Origin of the sequence: Sphaerotilus mobilis (assembly GCF_004216565.1) — a bacterium.
In the GTDB taxonomy this organism is placed as follows: Bacteria; Pseudomonadota; Gammaproteobacteria; order Burkholderiales; family Burkholderiaceae_C; genus Sphaerotilus; species Sphaerotilus mobilis.
In genome coordinates this window covers 53,944-74,235 of the sequence record NZ_SGWV01000008.1, presented here as the reverse complement: position 1 = coordinate 74,235, position 20,292 = coordinate 53,944, and the positions used below count along the sequence as shown (strand labels likewise).

The following is a 20,292-nucleotide window of genomic DNA, read 5'->3' as shown; positions in this document are numbered from 1 at the left end:
AGGCTGGCGTGAGGGACGTGCGCGAATTGGTTGAATCAACCAGATTCTAGCCGTGCCGACCCGCCTCGGCCTCACACCGCCTGACGCCGGCTTTCCAGGAAGGTGTAGAGCCGCTCATCGTCGCAGTAGGCGACGTTGAAGCGCATCCACGGCGTCGGGGCCAGGTCGGTCGTGAAGAGGTGGCCGGGGCCCAGCAGCAGGTCGTGTTCGGCGGCCTGGTTGCTGGTCTGCACGGCATCGGGCATGTCGGCGTGGCGGGCCCACAGAAACATGCCGGCCTTGGGCTCACAGAAGATCTCGAAGCCGAGGTCATCGAGCCGCTGGGCGACCCGTTCATGGGCCTTGGCCAGGCGCTCGCGCAGGGCCTTGAGGTGCTTGCGCCAGCGGCCTTCGGTGAGGGCACCAAAGGCCAGGCGCTCGCCGAACTCGGAGCTGGTCAGGCCGGCAATCATCTTGAGCTGGGCCAGGTCCTCGACCAGATCGGGGTGGGCGACCAGATGGCCGACGCGGATGTTGGGCGAGATGGTCTTGCTGTAGCTGCCCACATGCACGACCCGGTTGAGCTGGTCGAGGCTGGCCAGCGACGGGCGCGGCTCCGGGTCCAGGTCGGCGTAGATGTCGTTCTCGACGATCAGCACGTCGTGTTTCTCGGCCAGCTGCAGCACGCGGTGCAGCTGGGCCAGCGTGGCGACCGAGCCGGTCGGGCTCTGCAGGCGCGGCTGGGTGAAGAACACCCGTGGCTGGTGTTCGACCAGCGCGGCCTCCAGCGCTGCGAGGTCGTAGCCGCCGGGCGTGCGCGGCACCCCCACCAGCCGGGCGCCCTGGAAGCGCAGGCAGAACAGCAGGTTGGCATAGCCCGGGTCGTCGACCAGCACGGCGTCGCCGGGCCGCACCAGGCGGCGCGCGCACAGGTCCAGCGCCTGGCTGCTGCCCTGGGTCAGCAGGACCTGCTCGGTGGTCGCGGCCACCTCCTGTTCGGCCAGCGTGTCGCGGATCAGCTGGCGCAGCGGCGGATAGCCCTTGGGGTCGCCATAGCCGCCGAGGTCGACGTCATCGCCGGCCAGGCCGCGCAGGCTGCGCTTGAGGCCGTCCTCGAACAGCCAGTCACCCGGCAACCAGCCGCAGCCGGGCTTCATCGACAGGTGGCGGTTCTCGAAGATCTTGCGCAGGTACCACATCGAGTCGAACGAGGTGCCCGCGATACCGGCCGGCGAGGCCACATCGACCGAGGCCACCGCGCCCTCGCCGCGCTTGCGCACGAAGAAGCCCGAATGTGGCCGCGACACCAGCCAGCCCTGCGCCACCAGCCGGTCATAGGCCTCGACCACCGTGAAGATGCTGACCTGGTGGGCATGCGCGAACTGGCGGATCGACGGCACCTTGGTGCCCGCGCGCAGGCCGCCTTCCTCGATCTGTCGGCTCAAGGCCTGGACGATCTGCACCACCAGCGGGGTGGCGGACTTGGGGTTGAGCGTGAACATGGCGGGAACGGAGCAAGCAGTGGAACGGGCCAGCCGGGACCGACAGACAGCGCGGCGCTGTGCCGGTCGGCGGCCCAGCACAGTGCATCGGTGCGGGGTGGCTGCCTGTACATGGTAGACGCCGGGTGCGGCCCCTACATTGCCTCGTCACCCGCCCACCCGGAGTCCCACGATGCAACGCGAACCCCACCTCAACAACGCTGCCCTGATGGCGCGCCGCCGCGCCGCCCTGCCCAGCGGCCTGGGCCAGAGCCACGAGATCTTCGTGCACCGCGCCGACAACGCCGAGGTCTGGGATGTCGAGGGACGCCGCTACATCGACTTCGCCGGTGGCATCGCGGTGCTCAACACCGGCCACCGCCACCCGCGCCTGGTCCAGGCCATTGCCGAACAGCTCGACCGGTTCACCCACACCTGCTTCCAGGTGCTGGCCTACGAGCCCTATGTCGAACTGGCCGAACGCCTGAACGCCAAGGCGCCCGGCCACTTCGCCAAGAAGAGCTTCTTCCTGACGACCGGCGCCGAGGCGATCGAGAACGCCGTCAAGGTCGCCCGCGCCTACACCAAGCGCCAGGCGCTGATCGCCTTCGGCGGCGGCTTCCACGGCCGCACGATGATGGGCATGGCGCTGACCGGCAAGGTCGCCCCCTACAAGACCGGCTTCGGCCCCTTCCCCGCCGAGGTCTACCACGCCAAGTTCCCCTGCGAGCTGCACGGCATCAGCGTCGACGACGCCATGGCCTCGATCGAGGCGATCTTCAAGTACGACGTCGAGGCCGCCCGCGTCGCCGCCATCATCCTGGAGCCGGTGCAGGGCGAAGGCGGCTTCTACGTCGCCCCGCCGGAGTTCGCGCGCCGCCTGCGGGCGCTGTGTGACCAGCACGGCATCGTGCTGATCGCCGACGAGGTCCAGACCGGCGCCGGTCGCACCGGCACCTGGCTCGCTTGCGAACAATGGGGCCCGGATGCCGTGCCCGACATCATCACCATGGCGAAGTCGCTGGCCGGCGGCATGCCGCTGTCGGCCGTCATCGGCCGGGCCGAAATGATGGACGCGCCCGGACCCGGCGGCCTGGGTGGCACCTATGCCGGCAACCCGCTGGCCTGCGCCTCGGCACTGGCCGTGCTGGACGTCTTCGAACAGGACGGCCTGCTCGAACGCGGCCGTGCCGTCGGCGAGCGCCTCAAGGCCGGCCTGTCGGCCATCGCCGCGAAGCACCCGGTGATCGCCGAGGTGCGCGGCCCCGGCGCGATGGTCGCCATCGAGCTGTGCAAGGACGGCGATGCGCACCAGCCCGACGCGGCGCTGACCGGTGCCATCGTCAAGGAAGCCGCCAAGCGCGGGCTGATCCTGCTGTCCTGCGGCACCTATGCCAACGTGATCCGCGTGCTGGTGCCGCTGACGGCATCCGATGCCGTGCTCGACGAGGGTCTGGCCATCATGGCCGACTGCTTCGCCGCGCTGGCCTGACCCGTTCCGCCCAAGCCACCGACCGCCTCAGAAAGACCTCCATGGCCAGCCACGCCGCCTTCAACTGGGAAGACCCCCTCAACCTCGACGCGCAGCTCAGCGGCGATGAACGTGCGGTGCGCGACGCCGCCCATGCCTATTGCCAGGAGCGGCTGGCACCGCGCGTGCTCGAAGCCTTCCGGCATGAGAAGACCGATCGCGCCATCTTCCAAGAGATGGGCGAGCTGGGCCTGCTGGGTCCGACCATCGCCGAGGCCTACGGTGGCTCGGGCCTGAACTACGTCAGCTACGGCCTGGTGGCGCGCGAGGTCGAGCGCATCGACTCGGGCTACCGCTCGATGATGAGCGTGCAGTCCTCGCTGGTGATGGTGCCCATCGAGGCCTTCGGCACCGAGGCGCAGAAGCAGAAGTACCTGCCCAAGCTGGCCCGTGGCGAGTGGGTCGGCTGCTTTGGCCTGACCGAGCCGGACCACGGCTCCGACCCCGGCAGCATGGTCACGCGCGCCCGCAAGGTGGCGGGCGGCTGGAAGCTCTCGGGCGCCAAGATGTGGATCACCAACAGCCCCATCGCCGACGTCTTCGTGGTCTGGGCCAAGGACGACGAGGGCGCGATCCGCGGCTACATCCTCAACCGTGGCGCGGCGGGCCTGAGCACGCCGGCGATCCACAGCAAGGTGGGCCTGCGCGCGAGCATCACCGGCGAGATCGTCATGGACGAGGTGTTCTGCCCGGACGAGGACGCCTTCCCCGACGTGCGCGGCCTCAAGGGCCCCTTCACCTGCCTGAACAGCGCCCGCTACGGCATCGCCTGGGGGGCACTCGGCGCGGCCGAGGACTGCTTCCACCGGGCCCGCAGCTACACGCTCGATCGCCGCCAGTTCGGCCGTCCGCTGGCGGCCAACCAGCTGATCCAGAAGAAGCTGGCCGACATGCTGACCGACATCGCGCTGGGCCTGCAGGGCTGTCTGCAGCTGGGCCGGCTGAAGGACGCAGGCACGGCCTCGGTCGAGGCCACGTCCATCCTCAAGCGCAACAGCTGCGGCAAGGCGCTGGACATCGCCCGCATGGCGCGCGACATGCTCGGCGGCAACGGCATCTCCGACGAGTTCGGCGTGGCGCGGCACCTGGTCAACCTGGAGGTGGTCAACACCTACGAGGGCACCCACGACGTGCATGCGCTGATCCTGGGCCGCGCCATCACCGGCATCCAGGCCTTTTCATGACCCCCCCCAGGAGCGCCATGGGCGCTCCCCCCCAGGGGGGCGCCGTCAGCGGACCGGCAGAGCCGGATCCGCGACGTCCGCTGGACAAAGACCCGCCGGCGATGCTTCAGGGCATGCGCGTCTTGGACCTGTCGCGCGTGCTGGCCGGGCCCTGGGCCGGTCAGCTGCTGGCGGACTACGGTGCGGACGTCATCAAGGTCGAACGACCCGACGTGGGTGACGACACGCGCGGCTGGGGCCCGCCCTGGTGGGGCCCGGCCGATGCGCGCATGTCGGCCTACTACCTGAGCGCGAACCGCGGCAAGCGCTCGGTCGCCATCGACCTGGCCACGCCCGAGGGCGCGGCGATGGTGCGCCAGCTCGCGGCCGAGGCCGATGTGCTGCTGGAGAACTACAAGGTCGGCCAGCTCGCCCGCTACGGGCTGGATGCGGCCAGCCTGATGTCGCTCAACCCGCGCCTGGTCTATTGCTCGGTCACCGGCTACGGCCAGGACGGGCCCATGGCGCAGGCCGCCGGCTATGACTTCGCCATCCAGGCCACCGGCGGGCTGATGAGCCTGACCGGCGAGGCCGAGGGCACGCCCGGCACCCAGCCGCAGAAGGTCGGCGTGGCCGTCACCGACCTGTTCACCGGCGTCTACGCCAGCACCGCGATCCTGGCGGCGCTGGTCGAACGCGGTCGCACGGGACGCGGTCGCCACATCGATGCGGCCCTGCTGGACGTGCAGGTCGCCATGCTCGCCAACCAGGCCAGCAACCACCTGATCGGTGGCACGGTGCCGCGCCGCATGGGCAATGCACACCCGAACATCGTGCCCTACCAGGTCTTCGAGACGGCCGACGGCCACATCGTGCTGGCCATCGGCAACGACGGCCAGTTCACGCGCCTGTGCGAACTCGCCGGCCATGCCGAGGTCGCCACCGACCCGCGCTACGCCCGCAACCCGCAACGGGTCGCCCACCGCGCCGAACTGGTGCCCCTGCTGGCCGACTGGCTGCGCACACGCACCACGCAGGCGTGGATGGACCTGCTGGAGCCGCATGCGGTGCCCTGTGCGCCCATCCTCGACATCGCCGGCGTGTTCACGCACCCGCAGGTGCTGGCCCGGGGCTTGCGTGTGGACCTGCCGTCTGGGTCGGCCTTTGACCACGCCGACCACCCCGCCAACGACCACCCCGCCATGCCACTGGTGCGCAACCCGATGCGCGTCGATGGCCAGGCGGTGGTGGCCGATCAGGCCCCTCCTGCCCTGGACCAGCAGGGCGACGCGATCCGCGCCGCGCTCGCCCGTGGCGAGGGGTGGCCCACGCGATGAGCCAGCGAGCCGTCCTTGTTCCCAAGGCGGCCCGCCGCCCGTGCGCAACCCCCTGTTTCTGTGTACCGGCTGCACAGCCGATACAGCCATCGCGCTGTCTGCGCTCGGCTGTACATGGCGCCACGCAGGTCCCGGCCGCAACATCGCCGCGCTCACCCTGAGACCACCATGCCATCTGCCGCGATCCTTCGTCACCCCACGCTCGACATCACACCGGCCGCCACGCCCGCGCCGGCCGATGCCGACACCCTCGTGCGGTTCCGTGGCGTGCAAAAGACCTACGACGGCGAAACGCTGGTCGTGCGTGGCCTGGACCTCGACATCCGGCGCGGCGAGTTCCTGTCGCTGCTGGGCCCGTCGGGCTCGGGCAAGACCACCTGTTTGATGATGCTGGCCGGCTTCGAGTCGCCGACCGCTGGCGAGATCCTGCTCAACGACCAGCCGATCACGCGCACGCCGCCGCACAAGCGCAACTTCGGCATGGTGTTCCAGAACTACGCGCTGTTCCCGCACCTGTCGATCGCCGACAACGTCGCCTATCCCCTGACCGTGCGCAAGGTGCCCAAGGCGCAGATCGCCGAACGGGTCGCCAAGGCGCTGGCGATGGTGCAGCTGACCGGCCGAGACCAGCGCTTCCCGTCGCAGCTCTCGGGCGGCCAGCAGCAGCGTGTGGCGCTGGCCCGCGCCCTCGTCTTCGAGCCGCAGCTGGTGCTGATGGACGAGCCGCTGGGCGCCCTCGACAAGCAGTTGCGCGAGCACATGCAGATCGAGCTGAAGGCGCTGCACCGCCAGCTTGGCGTGACCTTCGTCTACGTCACCCACGACCAGGGCGAGGCCCTGACGATGAGCGACCGCGTGGCCGTCTTCAACGACGGCGAGATCCAGCAGCTCGATGCCGTCGACCGGCTCTACGAGACGCCGTCCAACCGCTTCGTCGCCGGCTTCGTCGGCGACAGCACGCCGCTGGCCGGCACGCTGGGCGCCCTCGCCGGCCACCCCACCAAACCCGGCAGTCCGTGCGAGCTGCGGCTCGACGGCGGCGCGCGCCTGAGCGGCATCAACGTCAACGGCGCGGCCGATGGCGCGGCGGTGCTGGCCTCGGTGCGACCCGAACGCATCGAGGTCCGCACCGAAGCCGATGCCGTGCTGGCACCCAACACGCTGCCGGCCGAGGTCGACGACGTCATCTACTTCGGCGACCACCTGCGGCTGCGCTGCCGTGTTGCCGGACAGGCGCCCGCCACCGTCAAGCTGCCGCTGTCCGGCGCCTCCCATCCGCAGGTCGGCCAGCGCATCGGCCTGCACATCCCCACACCGTTCCTGCGCGTGTATGCCTGAGCAGGCCCGCAAGAGCCGGCCAGGCGCTGACCCGATCCAACCGGATCATCCCCAACCCCGAGGAGTTGCTCGCATGAAGAAGATTGCCCACTGGTCCGTCGCGGCCGCCGCCCTGCTCGCGCTGCCCGCGCTGGCCCAGACCTCGCTGACGGTCGTCAACTTCGGCGGTGCCAACGGCGCCGCGCAGAAGAAGGCCTACTTCGAGCCCTTCGAGAAGACCGGCGTGGCCAAGATCGTCGGCGTCGAATACAACGGCGAGCAGGCCAAGATCAAGGCCATGGTCGAGACCAAGAAGATCAGCTGGGACGTCGTCGAGGTCGAGAGCCCGGACGTCAACCGTGGCTGCGACGAAGGCCTGTTCGAGAAGCTCGACTACAGCCGAATCGGCAACAAGGCCGACTTCCAGCCGGCCGCCGTGCATGAGTGCGGCATCGGCGTGTTCGTCTGGTCGACCGTCATGGCCTACAACGGCGACAAGCTCAAGGACGCGCCCAAGAACTGGGCCGACTTCTGGGACGTGAAGAAGTACCCCGGCAAGCGTGGCCTGCGCAAGGGCGCGCGCTACAACCTCGAATTCGCGCTGATGGCCGACGGCGTCAAGTCCGCCGACGTCTACAAGGAACTCGCCACCAAGGCCGGTGCCGACCGCGCCTTCAAGAAGCTGACCGAACTCAAGCCCAGCATCCAGTGGTGGGAAGCCGGCGCGCAGCCGCCGCAGTTCCTGGTCGCCGGTGACGTCACCATGACCACCGCCTACAACGGCCGCATCGACGCGGCCCAGCGCGAGGGCAAGAACCTCAAGATCAGCTGGACCGGCGGCATCTATGACCTGGACTACTGGACCATCGTCAAGGGCTCGCCCAACAAGGACGCGGCGCTGAAGTTCATCGCCTTTGCCTCGTCGCCGGATGCCCAGGCCGAATACGCCCGCAACATCAGCTACGGCCCGACCAACAACAAGGCGCTGGCCAAGCTCGATGCCAAGGTGCTGGACCTGCTGCCGACCTCACCGGCCAACAGCCGTGATGCGCTGCAGTTCAACATCAAGTTCTGGGCCGATGCCGGTGAGGAACTCGAAAAGCGCTTCGCCTCGTGGGCGGCCCAGTAAGGCCTCGACCGACGTCCTGCTGACGCTGTTTCCAGCCGCCTGAAAGTGCCCCGCCGATGACCGCCACCGTGCTCGATGCCCCTGCCCTGCGCAGCTCCCTGAAGCGGGTGCAGGTGCGTCAACGCTGGCTGGCCATCGGCCTGACACTGCCGCTGCTGGTCTTCTTGCTGGCCACCTTGCTGGTCCCGATCGGCGCGCTGCTGCTGCGCGCGGTCGAGAACCCGGAGGTGGCTGGCGCCCTGTCCCGCACCGGCGCGGCCCTGTCATCCTGGGACCGCCAGGCCGAGCCGCCGGCTGCCGCGTTTGCCGGCGTGGCCCAAGACCTCGCCGCGATCGAGGAAGGCGCGCAGGCCGGCGCGCTGGCGCGGCGCCTGAACACCGAAGCCTCCGGCGCCCGTTCGCTGGTCATGGCCACCTACAAGGCCGTGCACAACCCGGAAGCCTGGGGCGCCGACCTGGGCACGCAGTCGCCCGAACAGATCCGCGCGCGTCTGCTCGAACTCGATGCCCGCTGGTCCGACCTGAAGTACTGGCAGGCGATCGCCAAGAACGCCTCGCGCTGGACGCCCGACTACCTGCTGACCTCGGTCGACCTGCGCCGCACGCCCGAGGGCGAGATCGCCCGCGTCGAGCCCGACCAGCGCGTCTTCGGCCGCATCCTGCTGCGCACCTTCGAGATCAGCGCGGTCGTCACCGTCTGGTGCCTGCTGCTGGCCTATCCGCTCGCCTACTGGCTGTCGACGCTGCCCGCGCGCCGCGCCAACGTGCTGATGATCCTGGTGCTGGTGCCCTTCTGGACCTCCATCCTCGTGCGCGTGGCCGCCTGGATCGTGCTGCTGCAGCGCGAGGGGCTGGTCAACAAGTCGCTGATGGCGCTGTCGGTGCTCAACGAGCCGGCCGCGCTGCTGTTCAACCGCACCGGCGTGGTCATCGCGATGGTGCACATCCTGCTGCCCTTCATGATCCTGCCGCTCTACAGTGTCATGAAGTCGGTGCCGCCGACCTATCTGCGCGCGGCGGTGTCGCTGGGCAGTGCGCCGCTGGCGGCGTTCTTCCGCGTCTACGTGCCGCAGACCTATCCCGGCATCGGTGCCGGCGCGCTGCTGGTCTTCATCCTGAGCATCGGCTACTACGTCACCCCGGCCCTGCTCGGCGGCGCGGACGACCAGATGCTGAGCTACTACATCGCCCAGTACACCAACGTCGACATCAACTGGGGCATGGCCTGCGCGCTCGGCGCGGTGCTGCTGGTGACCACGCTGATGCTCTACGGCGTCTACCGCCGGCTGGTCAAGTCCGAGCTGAGCCTGGGCTGAGGAGACACCGACCATGCTGCCCAAGGCCCTCGCGCTGCCCATCTTCCCGGCCTACTACACGCCGCTCGACAAGCTCGGCTGGTGGGCCCTGCGACTGACCGGCGTGGCGGTGCTGCTCTTCCTGCTGCTGCCCATCCTGGTGATCGTGCCGCTGTCGTTCTCGGCCAGTTCCTTCCTGGCCTACCCGATGCCGGGCTGGAGCCTGCAGTGGTACGAGAACCTGTTCACCTCCGACGACTGGGCGCGTGCCGCACGCAACAGCTTCATCGTCGCGCCAGCCGCCACGCTGATCGCGACCGTGCTGGGCACGCTGACGGCGGTCGGCCTGGCGCGCACCCAGTTCCCCGGCAAGGGCCTGCTGATGAGCGTGCTGATCGCGCCGATGGTCGTGCCCATCGTGGTGGTCGGCGTGGCCTGCTACCTGTTCTTCGCCCGCATCGGCCTAGCCGACACCTATGTCGGCCTGATCGTGGTGCATGCCGCCCTCGGCGCACCCTTTGTCGTCACCACCGTGCTGGCGACGCTGCAGGGCTTCAACCACAACCTGGTGCGCGCCAGCCTGAGCCTGGGCGCCGGGCCGCTCCAGACCTTCTGGCGCGTGACGCTGCCGGTGATCGCGCCGGGCGTGATCTCGGGCGCGCTGTTCGCCTTCGCCACCTCCTTCGACGAGGTCGTCGTCACGCTCTTCATCGCCGGCCCACAGCAGGTGACGCTGCCGCGCCAGATGTTCACGGGCATCCGCGAGAACATCAACCCGACCATCGCGGCGGTGGCCACGCTGCTCACGATCTTCACGACCGGACTGATGCTGGTGCTCGAATGGATACGCGGGAAAAGGGCATGAGGGGCATGACGGGCATGACGGGCATGACGGGCATGAATCAGCGGGCCGAGCGCCGCGCCGCTCCCAAGCCGGCCCGCATCCCCACGGGGGATCGGCCCGTGCACCCACGGGACGAGGGCTCGACATGAACCAACCCCTCGGCGGCAACGAGATGCCGCGCTTTGGCGGCATCGCCAGCATGATGCGGCTGCCGCTGGCGGACTCGCCCGAGGGCCTGGACGCCGCCTTCATCGGCGTCCCGCTGGACATCGGCACCAGCCACCGGCCGGGCGCGCGCTTCGGGCCGCGCCAGATCCGCGCCGAGTCGGCGCTGATCCGGCCCTACAACATGGCCACCGGCGCCGCGCCCTTCGACGCGCTGCAGGTCGCCGACCTGGGCGACGTGCCGATCAACACCTACTCGCTGGACAAGTCGCTGGCCATCATCACCGCCTACTACGCGCGCGTGCTGGCCGCCGGCTGCCGGCCGTTGACGATGGGCGGCGACCACACCATCGCCCTGCCCATCCTGCGCGCCATGGCCGCGCGCCACGGCCCGGTGGCGCTGGTGCATGTCGATGCCCATGCCGACGTCAACGACGACATGTTCGGCGAGCGCATCGCCCACGGCACACCCTTCCGCCGCGCGGTCGAGGAAGGCCTGCTGCGCACCCAGCAGGTCTGGCAGATCGGCCTGCGTGGCAGTGGCTACGCGGCCGATGACTTCGACTGGCCACGCCGCCAGGGCTTCCGCCTGGTGCTGGCCCACGAGGTCTGGTGGCAGTCGCTCGCGCCGCTGATGGCCGAGGTGCGCGCCACCATCGGCGATGCGCCCTGCTACCTGAGCTTCGACATCGACGGCATCGATCCGTCCTACGCCGGCGGCACCGGCACGCCCGAGATCGGCGGGCTGACCGTGCCGCAGGCGCTGGAGATCATCCGCGGCTGCCACGGCCTGAACCTCGTCGGCGCCGACCTGGTCGAGGTCTCGCCCCCCTACGACCCCAGCGGCAACACCGCGCTGCTGGGCGCCAACCTGCTCTACGAGATGCTCTGCGTGATGCCCGGCGTGCCACGCCGCTGAACCCCCGGTGAGCCAACGCTTAGCCGCCCCGCGTAGAGTTGACCGACGCCCTTCCCCACCCGCTTTCGCCCAACGCTGCACACGACCATGGACACCCAAACCTCCCCGCTGGCCCTGCTCGCCGACCCCACCCTGCTGCGCACCGATGCGCTGATCAACGGCGAGTGGGTTGCGGGCGCTTCGCGTTTCGCGGTCGAAGACCCGGCCACCGGCCTACGGCTGGCCGACGTCGCCAACACCGGCGCGGCCGACGCCGAACAGGCCATCGCGGCAGCGAATGCGGCCTGGCCCGCGTGGAAGGCCAAGCCCGCCAAGGAACGCGCCGCGATCCTGATGCGCTGGTTCCACCTGCTGGTCCAGCATGCCGATGACCTGGCCCGCATCATGACCGCCGAACAGGGCAAGCCGCTGTCCGAGGCGCGCGGCGAGGTCATGTACGGCGCCAGCTTCATCGAGTGGTTCGCCGAGGAAGGCAAGCGCGTCTACGGCGAGACCATCCCGACCACCGATCCGAACAAGCGCTTCATCGTGCTCAAGCAGCCGATCGGCGTCTGCGCGGCGATCACGCCGTGGAACTTCCCGATCGCGATGATCACCCGCAAGGTCGCCCCGGCCCTGGCCGCCGGCTGCCCGGTCGTCATCAAGCCGGCCGAGCAGACGCCGCTGTCAGCGCTGGCCTGTGCCGAACTGGCCCTGCGCGCGGGCATGCCCGCTGGCGTGCTCAACATCCTGACGGCCGACGCCGACCGCTCGATCGAGATCGGCAACGTCCTGTGCGCCTCCGACGTGGTGCGCCACCTGAGCTTCACCGGCTCCACCGAGGTCGGCCGCATCCTGATGCGCCAGTGCGCGCCGACGATCAAGAAGCTCAGCCTCGAACTGGGCGGCAACGCACCCTTCATCGTCTTCGACGACGCCGACCTGGACAGCGCGGCCGAAGGCGCCCTGATCAGCAAATACCGCAACGCCGGCCAGACCTGCGTCTGTGCCAACCGGCTCTATGTGCAGGCAGGCGTCTACGACGCCTTCGTCGAGAAACTGGCCGCCAAGGCCCGCGCCATCCAGGTCGGCAACGGCTTCGCACCGGGCGTCAACCAGGGCCCGCTGATCGACGCCCAGGCCATGAACAAGGTCGAGTCCCACGTGGCCGACGCCCTCGCCAAGGGCGCCACGCTGGTGACCGGCGGCAGCCGCGCCCCGGGCGCACTGGCCGAGCGCTTCTACACGCCGACGGTGCTCGCCAACGTCACCGCCGACATGCTCTGCGCCCGCGAGGAAACTTTCGGCCCGGTCGCCCCGGTCTTCCGCTTCGACACGGAAGCCGACGTCATCAACCTGGCCAACGCCACCGAATTCGGCCTCGCCAGCTACTTCTACAGCCGCGACATCGGCCGCATCTTCCGCGTCGCCGAGGCACTAGAAACCGGCATGGTCGGCATCAACACCGGCCTCATCTCCGTGGCCGAAGTCCCCTTCGGCGGCGTCAAACAATCCGGCCTCGGCCGCGAGGGCTCGCGCCATGGGATCGAGGACTATGTGGAGATGAAGTACTTGTGTATTGGGGATGTGATGAGGTGAGGTGGGAGGGCAGGCTCGAGGGGCGATCGGGTTGCTGGATGGAAGATCCGGTGAAGACTGGACTGAGACATTCAGTCCGCGTGGGCGAGCGTCGCCGGCCACCTGAACCGGCCGTTCGGTTTGTGCCGCAGTCTGTGACCGCAGTTCCCAGGAAGCTGCCATCGCGCCAGATTGCCCGGGCAGACCGCACGCCATCGCCCAAGTGCTCGGCCGAGTCCGCTCTCTCAAGGGTCAGTGTGGCGGTACCGACCCGGAGCAGATCTTCGAATCGCCCGCCACGCTGCGAAAATGCAGTCACTCATGTCTGCGCTGGAATGATGAGTTGCTCCGAGTCCGCAGTTGTCGATAGCCAGCGCGTCGGCGGCTTCAATGGCGAGGTCCCGAGCCCACGCCTCGTGGGGCAGGATTTTCCGCCCGAATAGGTGATACTTCTAAATGATCGGGAGCCAGGAAGCATGCAGGGAAGAAATGCCGAAGAAATCTTAAAGCCGCTGCGGCTGGTGGCTAGCGCAGGACAGTTGGCTGACATTGTGAGCCCCGGAAGTGACGTGATGCGCATGGTGAGCACGCAATGAAGTTGAACCTCAGCGATGAGATCGCTAGCCTTGAGTCGATTCGCGGCAAATATGCGAAGGTTTTTCCTGGCTACATCACCCACATACGCTTTCCCCGCTTCAAGAACATAGCGGACGGGACGCGCATTGACTTTTCATTTCCAGTCACAGCCTTGGTCGGGTCCAATGGCTCAGGGAAGACCTCGGTTCTGAACGCCTTGTATGGCGCGCCCGCCGGGCGGTCCACCGGACAGTACTGGTTCAGCACGAAGGTTGACCCTATTGAGGAAGGGGAGGGCAGCCCGAGTCGCTTCATTTACGGCTATCGCAATGCCGCCTTCAACGGCATCGTTGAAACGCGCAAGGCTAGAGTGCGCAAGACGCGCAATGGGTTGCCTGATCCCAACTATTGGGAGCCGACAAAGGAAAGTCCTGGTGACGGCATGGTCGAGCCTGAATTGAAGCCGAACAAGTCTTATGGGGGACGCTCCAAGGACCGGTGGAATCCGGTGTCGCGCAAGGTTCTGTACATCAACTTCCGAAAAGAATTGAGCGCGTTCGACAAGTACTTCTACTTCGGGAAGGAGCCCGTACCTCATGCACCTCCGCCCAAGGGGGCAAGGGTGTCCCCGCTGCGAATTTCAAGCAAAATGGATCAGGTGCGGCACGATGCCGAATTGCTTGCGCGCGTCATAGAATCCGGCAACACGGCCTATAAGTATCGCAATCGCAAGGTGGCGACGGAGAACCGGCTGCTGAATCAGGAAGAGCTTGAAATAGCGAGCTTCGTATTGGGTAGGCAGTATGAAGAAGCTCGTTGGATTCGGCATCGACTCTTCAAGGGAGACGGTGGGCTGAGCGTGGTTTTTAAGACCAAGCATGGTCGCTATTCTGAGGCGTTCGCTGGCAGCGGAGAGGTCGCGGTAACAAGCTGCGTAGTCCAGATTCTCGGCGCGCAAAGGGGCACGCTAGTTCTGCTGGATGAGCCGGAGGTCTCCTTGCACCCTGGTGCACAAGAGCGCTTGCTGGCATTCCTGTCGAAGATGGCCAGAACCAAGCAGCTCCAGGTGGTCTTTTCTACGCACTCGCCGCATCTCATTGCCGCGCTGCCCGACGATGCGATCAAGGCCTTCCATCAGCTTGACGATGGCCGATTTGTTGTCCTGGATGCCAGCCACCCGTATGCCGCGTTTCGACGACTTGGGGTCGTTGACGGAGGTGAAGTGCGGGTGCTAGTGGAAGACCAGCTTGCCAAATCTGTCGTGAAGCAGGCGCTGATGCTGTTTTCAGACCAAGCCCAAGCTGCGATCTTCAAGGTTGAGTACATGACAGGCGGTGCTGAGGCAATCCTGAAGTACCAGGTTCCTGTGTTGATGTCGGCGCCTGGTCATACGCTGATACTGCTCGATGGCGACAAGAAGCGATTAGACGAGTTCGTCGATCCAGACACAATCGCGGCGGCCGATGATGGAAGTCTCGGCGCAAGGATTTTGGAGGCTGTGGGTGTCGAGCCCGCCTTCACCGTGGATGGCGGGGTTGCTGGTGGTAATGCGGTCCAGCGGGCGGCGGCCCAGCGTCGCTACCTTGCGTGGCTGAGACAAAATGTACACTTTATTCCAACGCTGTGCCCAGAGGCGCTGGTTCTGATCGCCGCTGGAAAAATCGACGCTGCTGCGACGACAGCCCAGCACCACAAGGACCGCTTGCGTTCCCTGACGGTCGAGTTGTACGGTCAGGACGCCACCAATCAGCGCACTGACATGCACGGTGAAGAGCTTCTGGCCCGTAACCGCGCTGGATCGGCAGAGCTGGCCCAACTTGCGCAGATTCTTGTCGCGCATCTTCCTAAGGCGATGGCCCGCCATCGTCAAAGTGATCAACCTTGAAGCATCGACGTCCTTGTACGAATGATCCGCGCTAAGAAACCAGCAGAACGGAAGCTATATGCCATTGACCTATTTAGCGGTTGCGGCGGGCTGAGCCTCGGGCTCAAAGGCGCGGGCTTCACAGTGGCCGCAGCGGTAGAGTTCGACTATAAGGCGCAAGAAACCTACCGCCTTAATCACCCCAACGTCCGACTTTACGCCGAGGACATTCGCAAGCTCGATCCTCGGGAAATTCTTGAACAGGCGAGTCTTGCCGCTGGGGAGCTTGACTTGTTGGCTGGCTGCCCACCATGCCAGGGCTTTTCCCGCCTGCGCACCAAAAACAAGATGACCTCGGTGAACGACGACCGAAATGATCTCGTGGATGACTTCCTCCGCTTCATCGAGGTCATGAAGCCGAAAACGGTGATGCTTGAGAACGTTCCTGCACTGGCAAAGGATGCACGATTTCTCGGCATGCAGAACAGGTTGCGCGCGCTTGGCTACGAGACCGTAGTCCACGTACTGGACGCGGCTGACTACTCAGTACCTCAGCGACGCAAACGGCTCATCATGCTCGCGTCGAGGGTACATGTACCGGCGGTCGGAGAAAAAGCAAAGATGCGCCTAACGGTTCGGCAAGCTCTAAAGGGCATGGTTGAGCCAGGGCAGGGACGGGACAAGCTTCATAGCCTGGGCGAAAACCGGTCACAGAAGGTCCGAGACCTCATAGCGCTTATACCGAAGGATGGGGGCAGCCGTTGTGACTTGCCCGCGAAATACCAGTTGGACTGTCACAAGCGCAGCGATGGCTTCAGTGATGTCTACGGTCGCCTCTCTTGGGATGATGTATCTCCTACCATCACCAGCGGTTGCCACAACCCATCAAAAGGACGTTTTTTGCATCCGGGACAGGATAGGACCATCAGTCTGCGCGAAGCTGCAGTGTTGCAAGGATTTCCGCGCTCCTACAAGTTCAACGTTGCGCATGGTAAGGAGTCAATTGCTCTCATGATCGGGAACGCGCTGCCGCCCCCTTTCATCACAGCCCACGCCCGCTCACTTCGGGTAGGGCTATTGCAGTCTGGGGCTTAGCAATGGCTGAAACTTGCCATTCGTGAACGACAGCTCCTGGCCAGCCCGGTCCTCAGTCGGAATCGCCGACAGCTAACCTCCGCCAGCGAGGACGCCGGCCGTAATGTCAGCTTGCTGGCTCGGCTGCGAACGCGCGCTGCCGGCCAAGAGCAGGAATCCCCATGCGCCCGCAAAACAGACCTCTTTGGTCTACCGCATCCACCATGCAGTTGATCATTTGCGCAGGTGTTGAACCAACCTACACTTGATTCGCGGTCCCCATGATCAAGCCAAATTGCCGAGTGCAGCCGCCGCACGCTTACACGACCGAGACAAGTCCTTTGCGTAGCTGATCGTGAGCACAGCCGGAAAGTTGGGGTAGTCGCCGGCATGATGAACGGCATTCGTGAATTGAATCGCATGGGCCAAGCTGACGATCGCATTGCGAGCAAGCGTCACCCCGGGCGGGGTATCCGCGAGCTTCGGTTTCACAGTACGTGTCAGCAGCGATGCCAAGGAATGTTGCGCCTCGACATTGGAGCCCGTGTGGATATCCAGCGCTTCTGCTATGTCGACCGCAAGATTGTGAAGGTCTTTGTGACTGCACTCCCACCATTGGCTGAACAGTCGCGATACAAGATACTCACCACTTGCGCTACCTCCCGGCCGGAAGTCGTCAGGTGCGACACGACGTCTCTTGTCCTCTGACTGGGAGATCAGGTGTATCAAATCGACAGGGCCCTTGCTTCCGCCAAGGCGTGCACGCAACTTCGCAGCGGCTGTCGGGGCGCGCCCATAGACAGAGGCAAGCCTTGCACATAGAGCAGATTCGAGCGCATGCAACGAAGCGTTGATAGAGGCGACAGGGATATCCGGCGATGCGAATGAAATGTCGATAGAGTCCGTAACGTTCTTGATCGTGACCGTCAACAGCTCGCAGGGCCATTGCGGAAACCAGTCTGGCAAGGTAACCGGTGAAGAAAGCTGGGGGACGCCAAGTGACCGTTTTGACACCAGGACCAGCGAGAACTTCTCATCTCGAGTAATGGCTGTTCGCTTTTCCTCGCCGAACCACTCGACGTTGTCCGAAATGGTCTTCGCTAGGTCGTCGATGATCCCATTCGCATCATCGAAGGCTCCTTTCGGGACTGCGGCAATGAGGATGGGTAGGTCCGACAGCAGAGCCGAGAGCTGGGACACGAGTTCTGAGCGCGATGCTGCCTCGTCAAGCCAATACGCGGCCACGGCAACGTCGCGTTGCACGTGAAGGTTCCTGAGGTAGTCTGCGATAACTTGAACGTTCATAATGATTCGTTGTCTATGGGTGCGTCACCTGCGGGTCGCTGAAGCGATCCTGGCCAAGATGGGAATCTTGGCCGCGACCTGATCATCCTCGACCTCCACGAAGTTGCTTCGAGCCGCACTGGCGATGAAGGACTCGCATGTGAAGCTCGACAATCCAGCTAGCTCCAACGTGGCGGTGAGCGATGCCTCGATGTCGGCGCGATTCGCAGCCAGCTTCCCGCCTGCGCCGGAGGTGCCGAGCAAAGTCAAGAGGTGATAAGCAGTATGGACCCAGGGCGCCTCCTTGGCGCCGTCGTCAGAAAGTGCCTCGGCGGCGGCTGACCTGAAATACTCGAAGTGTTTGCTCAACGCAATCGACTTGGGATCGAGTCTCTCACCCATAAACTCGTCGAACATTGCCCTGGTCAGCATGACGTCGCTCGGAACGACGCTTTTGCTGATCAGCCAGTCCACCAGCTCTCGCAAAAGGTTCACCGTCAAGAACGGGTGCCCGCCGGTCTCCTCGAAGGCCCGATTCGCGAACGATGCGTCGTACTTCAGTGTATTTGAAAATACCTTCTCCAGTAGATCCCAGAACTCGCCCTGCGTCGCATCTTTCGAATGAGAGAAGAGCGGATACGACTCCTGCTGCACGTACGCGCTCAACTGGTTCTGATCCATGAAGATAAAATGCGCGTTTGGCTGCTGACCGAGAAAGATCAACAAGTTCTCAGTGGCGAACTCCACAAGCTGGTCGAGAAGTGGCTGCACAACCAAGTGGCGTGCATCCTCGTTCCGCCGCCCAGCGGCACGAAGAAGGCCAAACAGCCGGTCGTACTCATCGAGAATCAGAATGGAGCCTTGGCTCGGAGCAACACCCATTGGAGCGGCCTGAGCGACGAGCTTGCGTACGAAGTCTTTCGGAAGCGGGACCAATTCAGAGAGCGCATCGCGCACAGCCTCAAAGAGCACGCGACTCGCCTGGTCCAGGCCGGTCATCTCACACCGCTGAAAGACGGCGCTCTTCCCTTGGATGGCGTTTGCTAGTTCGGTGACCCCCGTGGTTTTTCCACTGCGCCTGACACTGCACCAAAGAAGAACACCAGTGCGGTTGGAAATGGTCGATTCGAGGGCACGGATGCTCTGACGCTGCACACGGAAGAAGGTGAGAAGGGTGGGGTTCTCTAGAGGGAAGCGCTCTGCGACGTTGGTACGCAGTGGAGCGCCCCTCGGTATCAAGACCTTGGTTTCGTGGAACCGCTGCCGCAATCGAGTAAGCAAAAAACCACTGTTGGCTTCTGCAAGCGGCACGACGAGCTCTGCGATGGTTCCAGGCACAAACTTTCCGCCCCAATAGTCTCGCGCGGGCCTGTTAGTTAAGCACGCAATGTAGCCATGCTTGGCCCGTTGCTCGATCTGCGAGCGTGCGGTGATACCATCTCCACCGATGACCGCCACTTCGAGTGGCTTCGTATCGCTGGAATCTGCCGGTGGACGAAGCGTCACGTCTAGGACTCGATCGTACAAGTTCATCGAGGTGAACAGCACCACTATTGGATCGACACTGCTCATCTGGGACGCTTCATCCAGAGCGCATGTCAAGCGATGCAACGGCTCGCCGAGAATGGGCGATAGCGTATCGAGCCCGAGGCGCTGATCGACTGCCTTGAGATCCTGCCCCTCCAGGAGTGGAAGTACATGCGCCCAGGACTTGACTGTCCGTCGCAGCATCTCAATCGCGGAACTGGATCCCAAAGTGGCTTCAGAGAAGCCAAGCAAGATTGCCGACAGAAGCCGAGAGGTTGCGCGCCTCAGGACTCTGCAGTCTTGCGGGGCACTTAGTCGGGCTGACTGGTCGGCATACAGCTCAACGGGCAAGACTAGAAAGGAACGGAGCCCGCCGAGTGCCTTCCCTTCAGCCGAGTCCGCAACGGCCCAGGGCTGGGACATAACGAAGGTATAGCCCTTCGTGAAGATCTCTCTGGCGTGTTTACGCGCGTGGTCGCGCAGAAGATCAAATGCGGCATCTGCGGCCTTGTCGGCCCGGATCAGATCAACAACGTCGGCAAGGATGCCGCGCAGTTCGTCCCGGTAATACGTTGACCACTGGAAAATGTGCCAGCGGCTCAGCTCATCAAAGCGATCACTGACCGTCGACTCGAACTCTTTGATGCCTCCTTGTGCGGACTTCGTCTTCGCTACCGGGACGGCGTCGCGCGCATCGCTCGTGCCAAGACGTTGCTCCAGCGCTTGGCCGAGGTCGCGCTTCCGTTTCGGGAGAAAGCGCACAATGATTTCGCTCAGCGACGGTTGGAGGCGCTGGATGTCGACCTTGCTTCCATGCTGGATAAGTGCAAGGAGAGTGTCGAATGCTCGACTAACCTCATTGCGTGAGATTAGATCCTCGCATTCCGCCAGAATGGCTTCGATTGGCTTACTCATAGAAGCGCACTAAACACGTAGTGATGATGCTCGTTTAATTTTGACCCAATAATCCACTCGGGTCTGCGCGCTGAATTCTGCCCCACATTTGCGGCAGATTACAGGGAACATCAAAAAGCTTTCGGCCGAACGTCCGCCTCCGTAGATTACGACGGTCCGCTTCGGGTCGGAGGAGTCCGTGGCGCAGTTGGGGCGGTCACTCACAGTGGGAGGCAGCGTCGTGGCATCCCGAGAGTCAGCTGACCGCCCCATGGCTGCCGCCCGTAGCGGTGCCGGCCGTGAGACCAAGTGACCGCTTGATGGCGATTGCCGTGAGTCCACCCGCTGACCGCCCC

At 65.1% G+C, this 20,292-nt stretch carries 14 protein-coding genes; 11 read left to right on the top strand and 3 right to left on the bottom strand.

The features are described 5' to 3' along the window. Positions 1 to 71: 71 nt before the first annotated feature. A complete protein-coding gene (locus EV685_RS05715) occupies positions 72 to 1,481 on the bottom strand; it encodes an aminotransferase-like domain-containing protein (RefSeq protein ID WP_130481059.1) in 1,410 nt (469 codons plus the stop codon). A 172-nt stretch (positions 1,482 to 1,653) separates the two neighbouring features. On the opposite strand from EV685_RS05715, the gene gabT reads away from it, so the two are divergent. The 11 genes from gabT (at position 1,654) to EV685_RS05660 (ending at position 16,252) form a co-directional block, all read left to right on the top strand. After that, positions 1,654 to 2,952 carry a 4-aminobutyrate--2-oxoglutarate transaminase gene (gabT, locus tag EV685_RS05710; protein WP_130481058.1) on the top strand — a complete coding sequence of 433 codons (1,299 nt, stop codon included), beginning with the start codon at positions 1,654 to 1,656 and terminating at the stop codon, positions 2,950 to 2,952. A gap of 41 nt (positions 2,953 to 2,993) precedes the next feature. Beyond that, positions 2,994 to 4,175: an acyl-CoA dehydrogenase gene (locus EV685_RS05705; RefSeq protein WP_130481057.1), complete on the top strand. Its 1,182-nt coding sequence runs from the start codon at positions 2,994 to 2,996 to the stop codon at positions 4,173 to 4,175. Between the two features lie 113 nt (positions 4,176 to 4,288). Then, positions 4,289 to 5,491 carry a CaiB/BaiF CoA transferase family protein gene (locus EV685_RS05700; protein WP_338054431.1) on the top strand — a complete coding sequence of 401 codons (1,203 nt, stop codon included), beginning with the start codon at positions 4,289 to 4,291 and terminating at the stop codon, positions 5,489 to 5,491. A 168-nt stretch (positions 5,492 to 5,659) separates the two neighbouring features. After that, positions 5,660 to 6,829, top strand: coding sequence for an ABC transporter ATP-binding protein (locus tag EV685_RS05695; RefSeq protein WP_130481056.1), 1,170 nt, complete (start codon positions 5,660 to 5,662; stop codon positions 6,827 to 6,829). Between the two features lie 73 nt (positions 6,830 to 6,902). Beyond that, entirely contained in the window at positions 6,903 to 7,937 is a 1,035-nt protein-coding gene (locus EV685_RS05690) for an ABC transporter substrate-binding protein (protein ID WP_130481055.1), read from the top strand. A 56-nt stretch (positions 7,938 to 7,993) separates the two neighbouring features. After that, positions 7,994 to 9,253, top strand: coding sequence for an ABC transporter permease subunit (locus tag EV685_RS05685; protein ID WP_130481054.1), 1,260 nt, complete (start codon positions 7,994 to 7,996; stop codon positions 9,251 to 9,253). Positions 9,254 to 9,266: 13 nt separating this feature from the next. After that, complete coding sequence (locus EV685_RS05680) at positions 9,267 to 10,097, top strand: ABC transporter permease (protein ID WP_130481053.1); 831 nt, start codon at positions 9,267 to 9,269, stop codon at positions 10,095 to 10,097. Positions 10,098 to 10,221: 124 nt separating this feature from the next. Next, positions 10,222 to 11,160: an agmatinase gene (gene speB / locus EV685_RS05675; protein WP_130481052.1), complete on the top strand. Its 939-nt coding sequence runs from the start codon at positions 10,222 to 10,224 to the stop codon at positions 11,158 to 11,160. Positions 11,161 to 11,247: 87 nt separating this feature from the next. Next, positions 11,248 to 12,738, top strand: coding sequence for an NAD-dependent succinate-semialdehyde dehydrogenase (locus EV685_RS05670; RefSeq protein WP_130481051.1), 1,491 nt, complete (start codon positions 11,248 to 11,250; stop codon positions 12,736 to 12,738). 571 nt (positions 12,739 to 13,309) lie between these two features. Next, the gene (locus EV685_RS05665; RefSeq protein WP_130481050.1) at positions 13,310 to 15,178 is read left to right on the top strand and encodes an ATP-binding protein; all 1,869 of its coding nucleotides are present in this window, start codon (positions 13,310 to 13,312) and stop codon (positions 15,176 to 15,178) included. Between the two features lie 21 nt (positions 15,179 to 15,199). Continuing rightward, on the top strand, positions 15,200 to 16,252 hold the full coding sequence (locus tag EV685_RS05660) for a DNA cytosine methyltransferase (RefSeq protein ID WP_130481049.1): 1,053 nt from the start codon (positions 15,200 to 15,202) through the stop codon (positions 16,250 to 16,252). A gap of 264 nt (positions 16,253 to 16,516) precedes the next feature. Here EV685_RS05660 and EV685_RS05655 read toward each other — a convergent pair whose 3' ends face one another. Both EV685_RS05655 and EV685_RS05650 read right to left on the bottom strand, forming a co-directional pair. After that, the gene (locus EV685_RS05655) at positions 16,517 to 17,494 is read right to left on the bottom strand and encodes a hypothetical protein (protein WP_130481048.1); all 978 of its coding nucleotides are present in this window, start codon (positions 17,492 to 17,494) and stop codon (positions 16,517 to 16,519) included. Positions 17,495 to 17,560: 66 nt separating this feature from the next. Beyond that, on the bottom strand, positions 17,561 to 19,957 hold the full coding sequence (locus tag EV685_RS05650) for a hypothetical protein (RefSeq protein WP_130481047.1): 2,397 nt from the start codon (positions 19,955 to 19,957) through the stop codon (positions 17,561 to 17,563). Positions 19,958 to 20,292: the final 335 nt, after the last annotated feature.

What these genes read in the sequence shown, in the direction of transcription:
- EV685_RS05715 (WP_130481059.1), bottom strand. Translation starts at nt 1,481, where the DNA reads ATGTTCACGCTCAACCCCAAGTCCGCCACCCCGCTGGTGGTGCAGATC.
- gabT (WP_130481058.1), top strand. Translation starts at nt 1,654, where the DNA reads ATGCAACGCGAACCCCACCTCAACAACGCTGCCCTGATGGCGCGCCGC.
- EV685_RS05705 (WP_130481057.1), top strand. Translation starts at nt 2,994, where the DNA reads ATGGCCAGCCACGCCGCCTTCAACTGGGAAGACCCCCTCAACCTCGAC.
- EV685_RS05700 (WP_338054431.1), top strand. Translation starts at nt 4,289, where the DNA reads ATGCGCGTCTTGGACCTGTCGCGCGTGCTGGCCGGGCCCTGGGCCGGT.
- EV685_RS05695 (WP_130481056.1), top strand. Translation starts at nt 5,660, where the DNA reads ATGCCATCTGCCGCGATCCTTCGTCACCCCACGCTCGACATCACACCG.
- EV685_RS05690 (WP_130481055.1), top strand. Translation starts at nt 6,903, where the DNA reads ATGAAGAAGATTGCCCACTGGTCCGTCGCGGCCGCCGCCCTGCTCGCG.
- EV685_RS05685 (WP_130481054.1), top strand. Translation starts at nt 7,994, where the DNA reads ATGACCGCCACCGTGCTCGATGCCCCTGCCCTGCGCAGCTCCCTGAAG.
- EV685_RS05680 (WP_130481053.1), top strand. Translation starts at nt 9,267, where the DNA reads ATGCTGCCCAAGGCCCTCGCGCTGCCCATCTTCCCGGCCTACTACACG.
- speB (WP_130481052.1), top strand. Translation starts at nt 10,222, where the DNA reads ATGAACCAACCCCTCGGCGGCAACGAGATGCCGCGCTTTGGCGGCATC.
- EV685_RS05670 (WP_130481051.1), top strand. Translation starts at nt 11,248, where the DNA reads ATGGACACCCAAACCTCCCCGCTGGCCCTGCTCGCCGACCCCACCCTG.
- EV685_RS05665 (WP_130481050.1), top strand. Translation starts at nt 13,310, where the DNA reads ATGAAGTTGAACCTCAGCGATGAGATCGCTAGCCTTGAGTCGATTCGC.
- EV685_RS05660 (WP_130481049.1), top strand. Translation starts at nt 15,200, where the DNA reads ATGATCCGCGCTAAGAAACCAGCAGAACGGAAGCTATATGCCATTGAC.
- EV685_RS05650 (WP_130481047.1), bottom strand. Translation starts at nt 19,957, where the DNA reads ATGAGTAAGCCAATCGAAGCCATTCTGGCGGAATGCGAGGATCTAATC.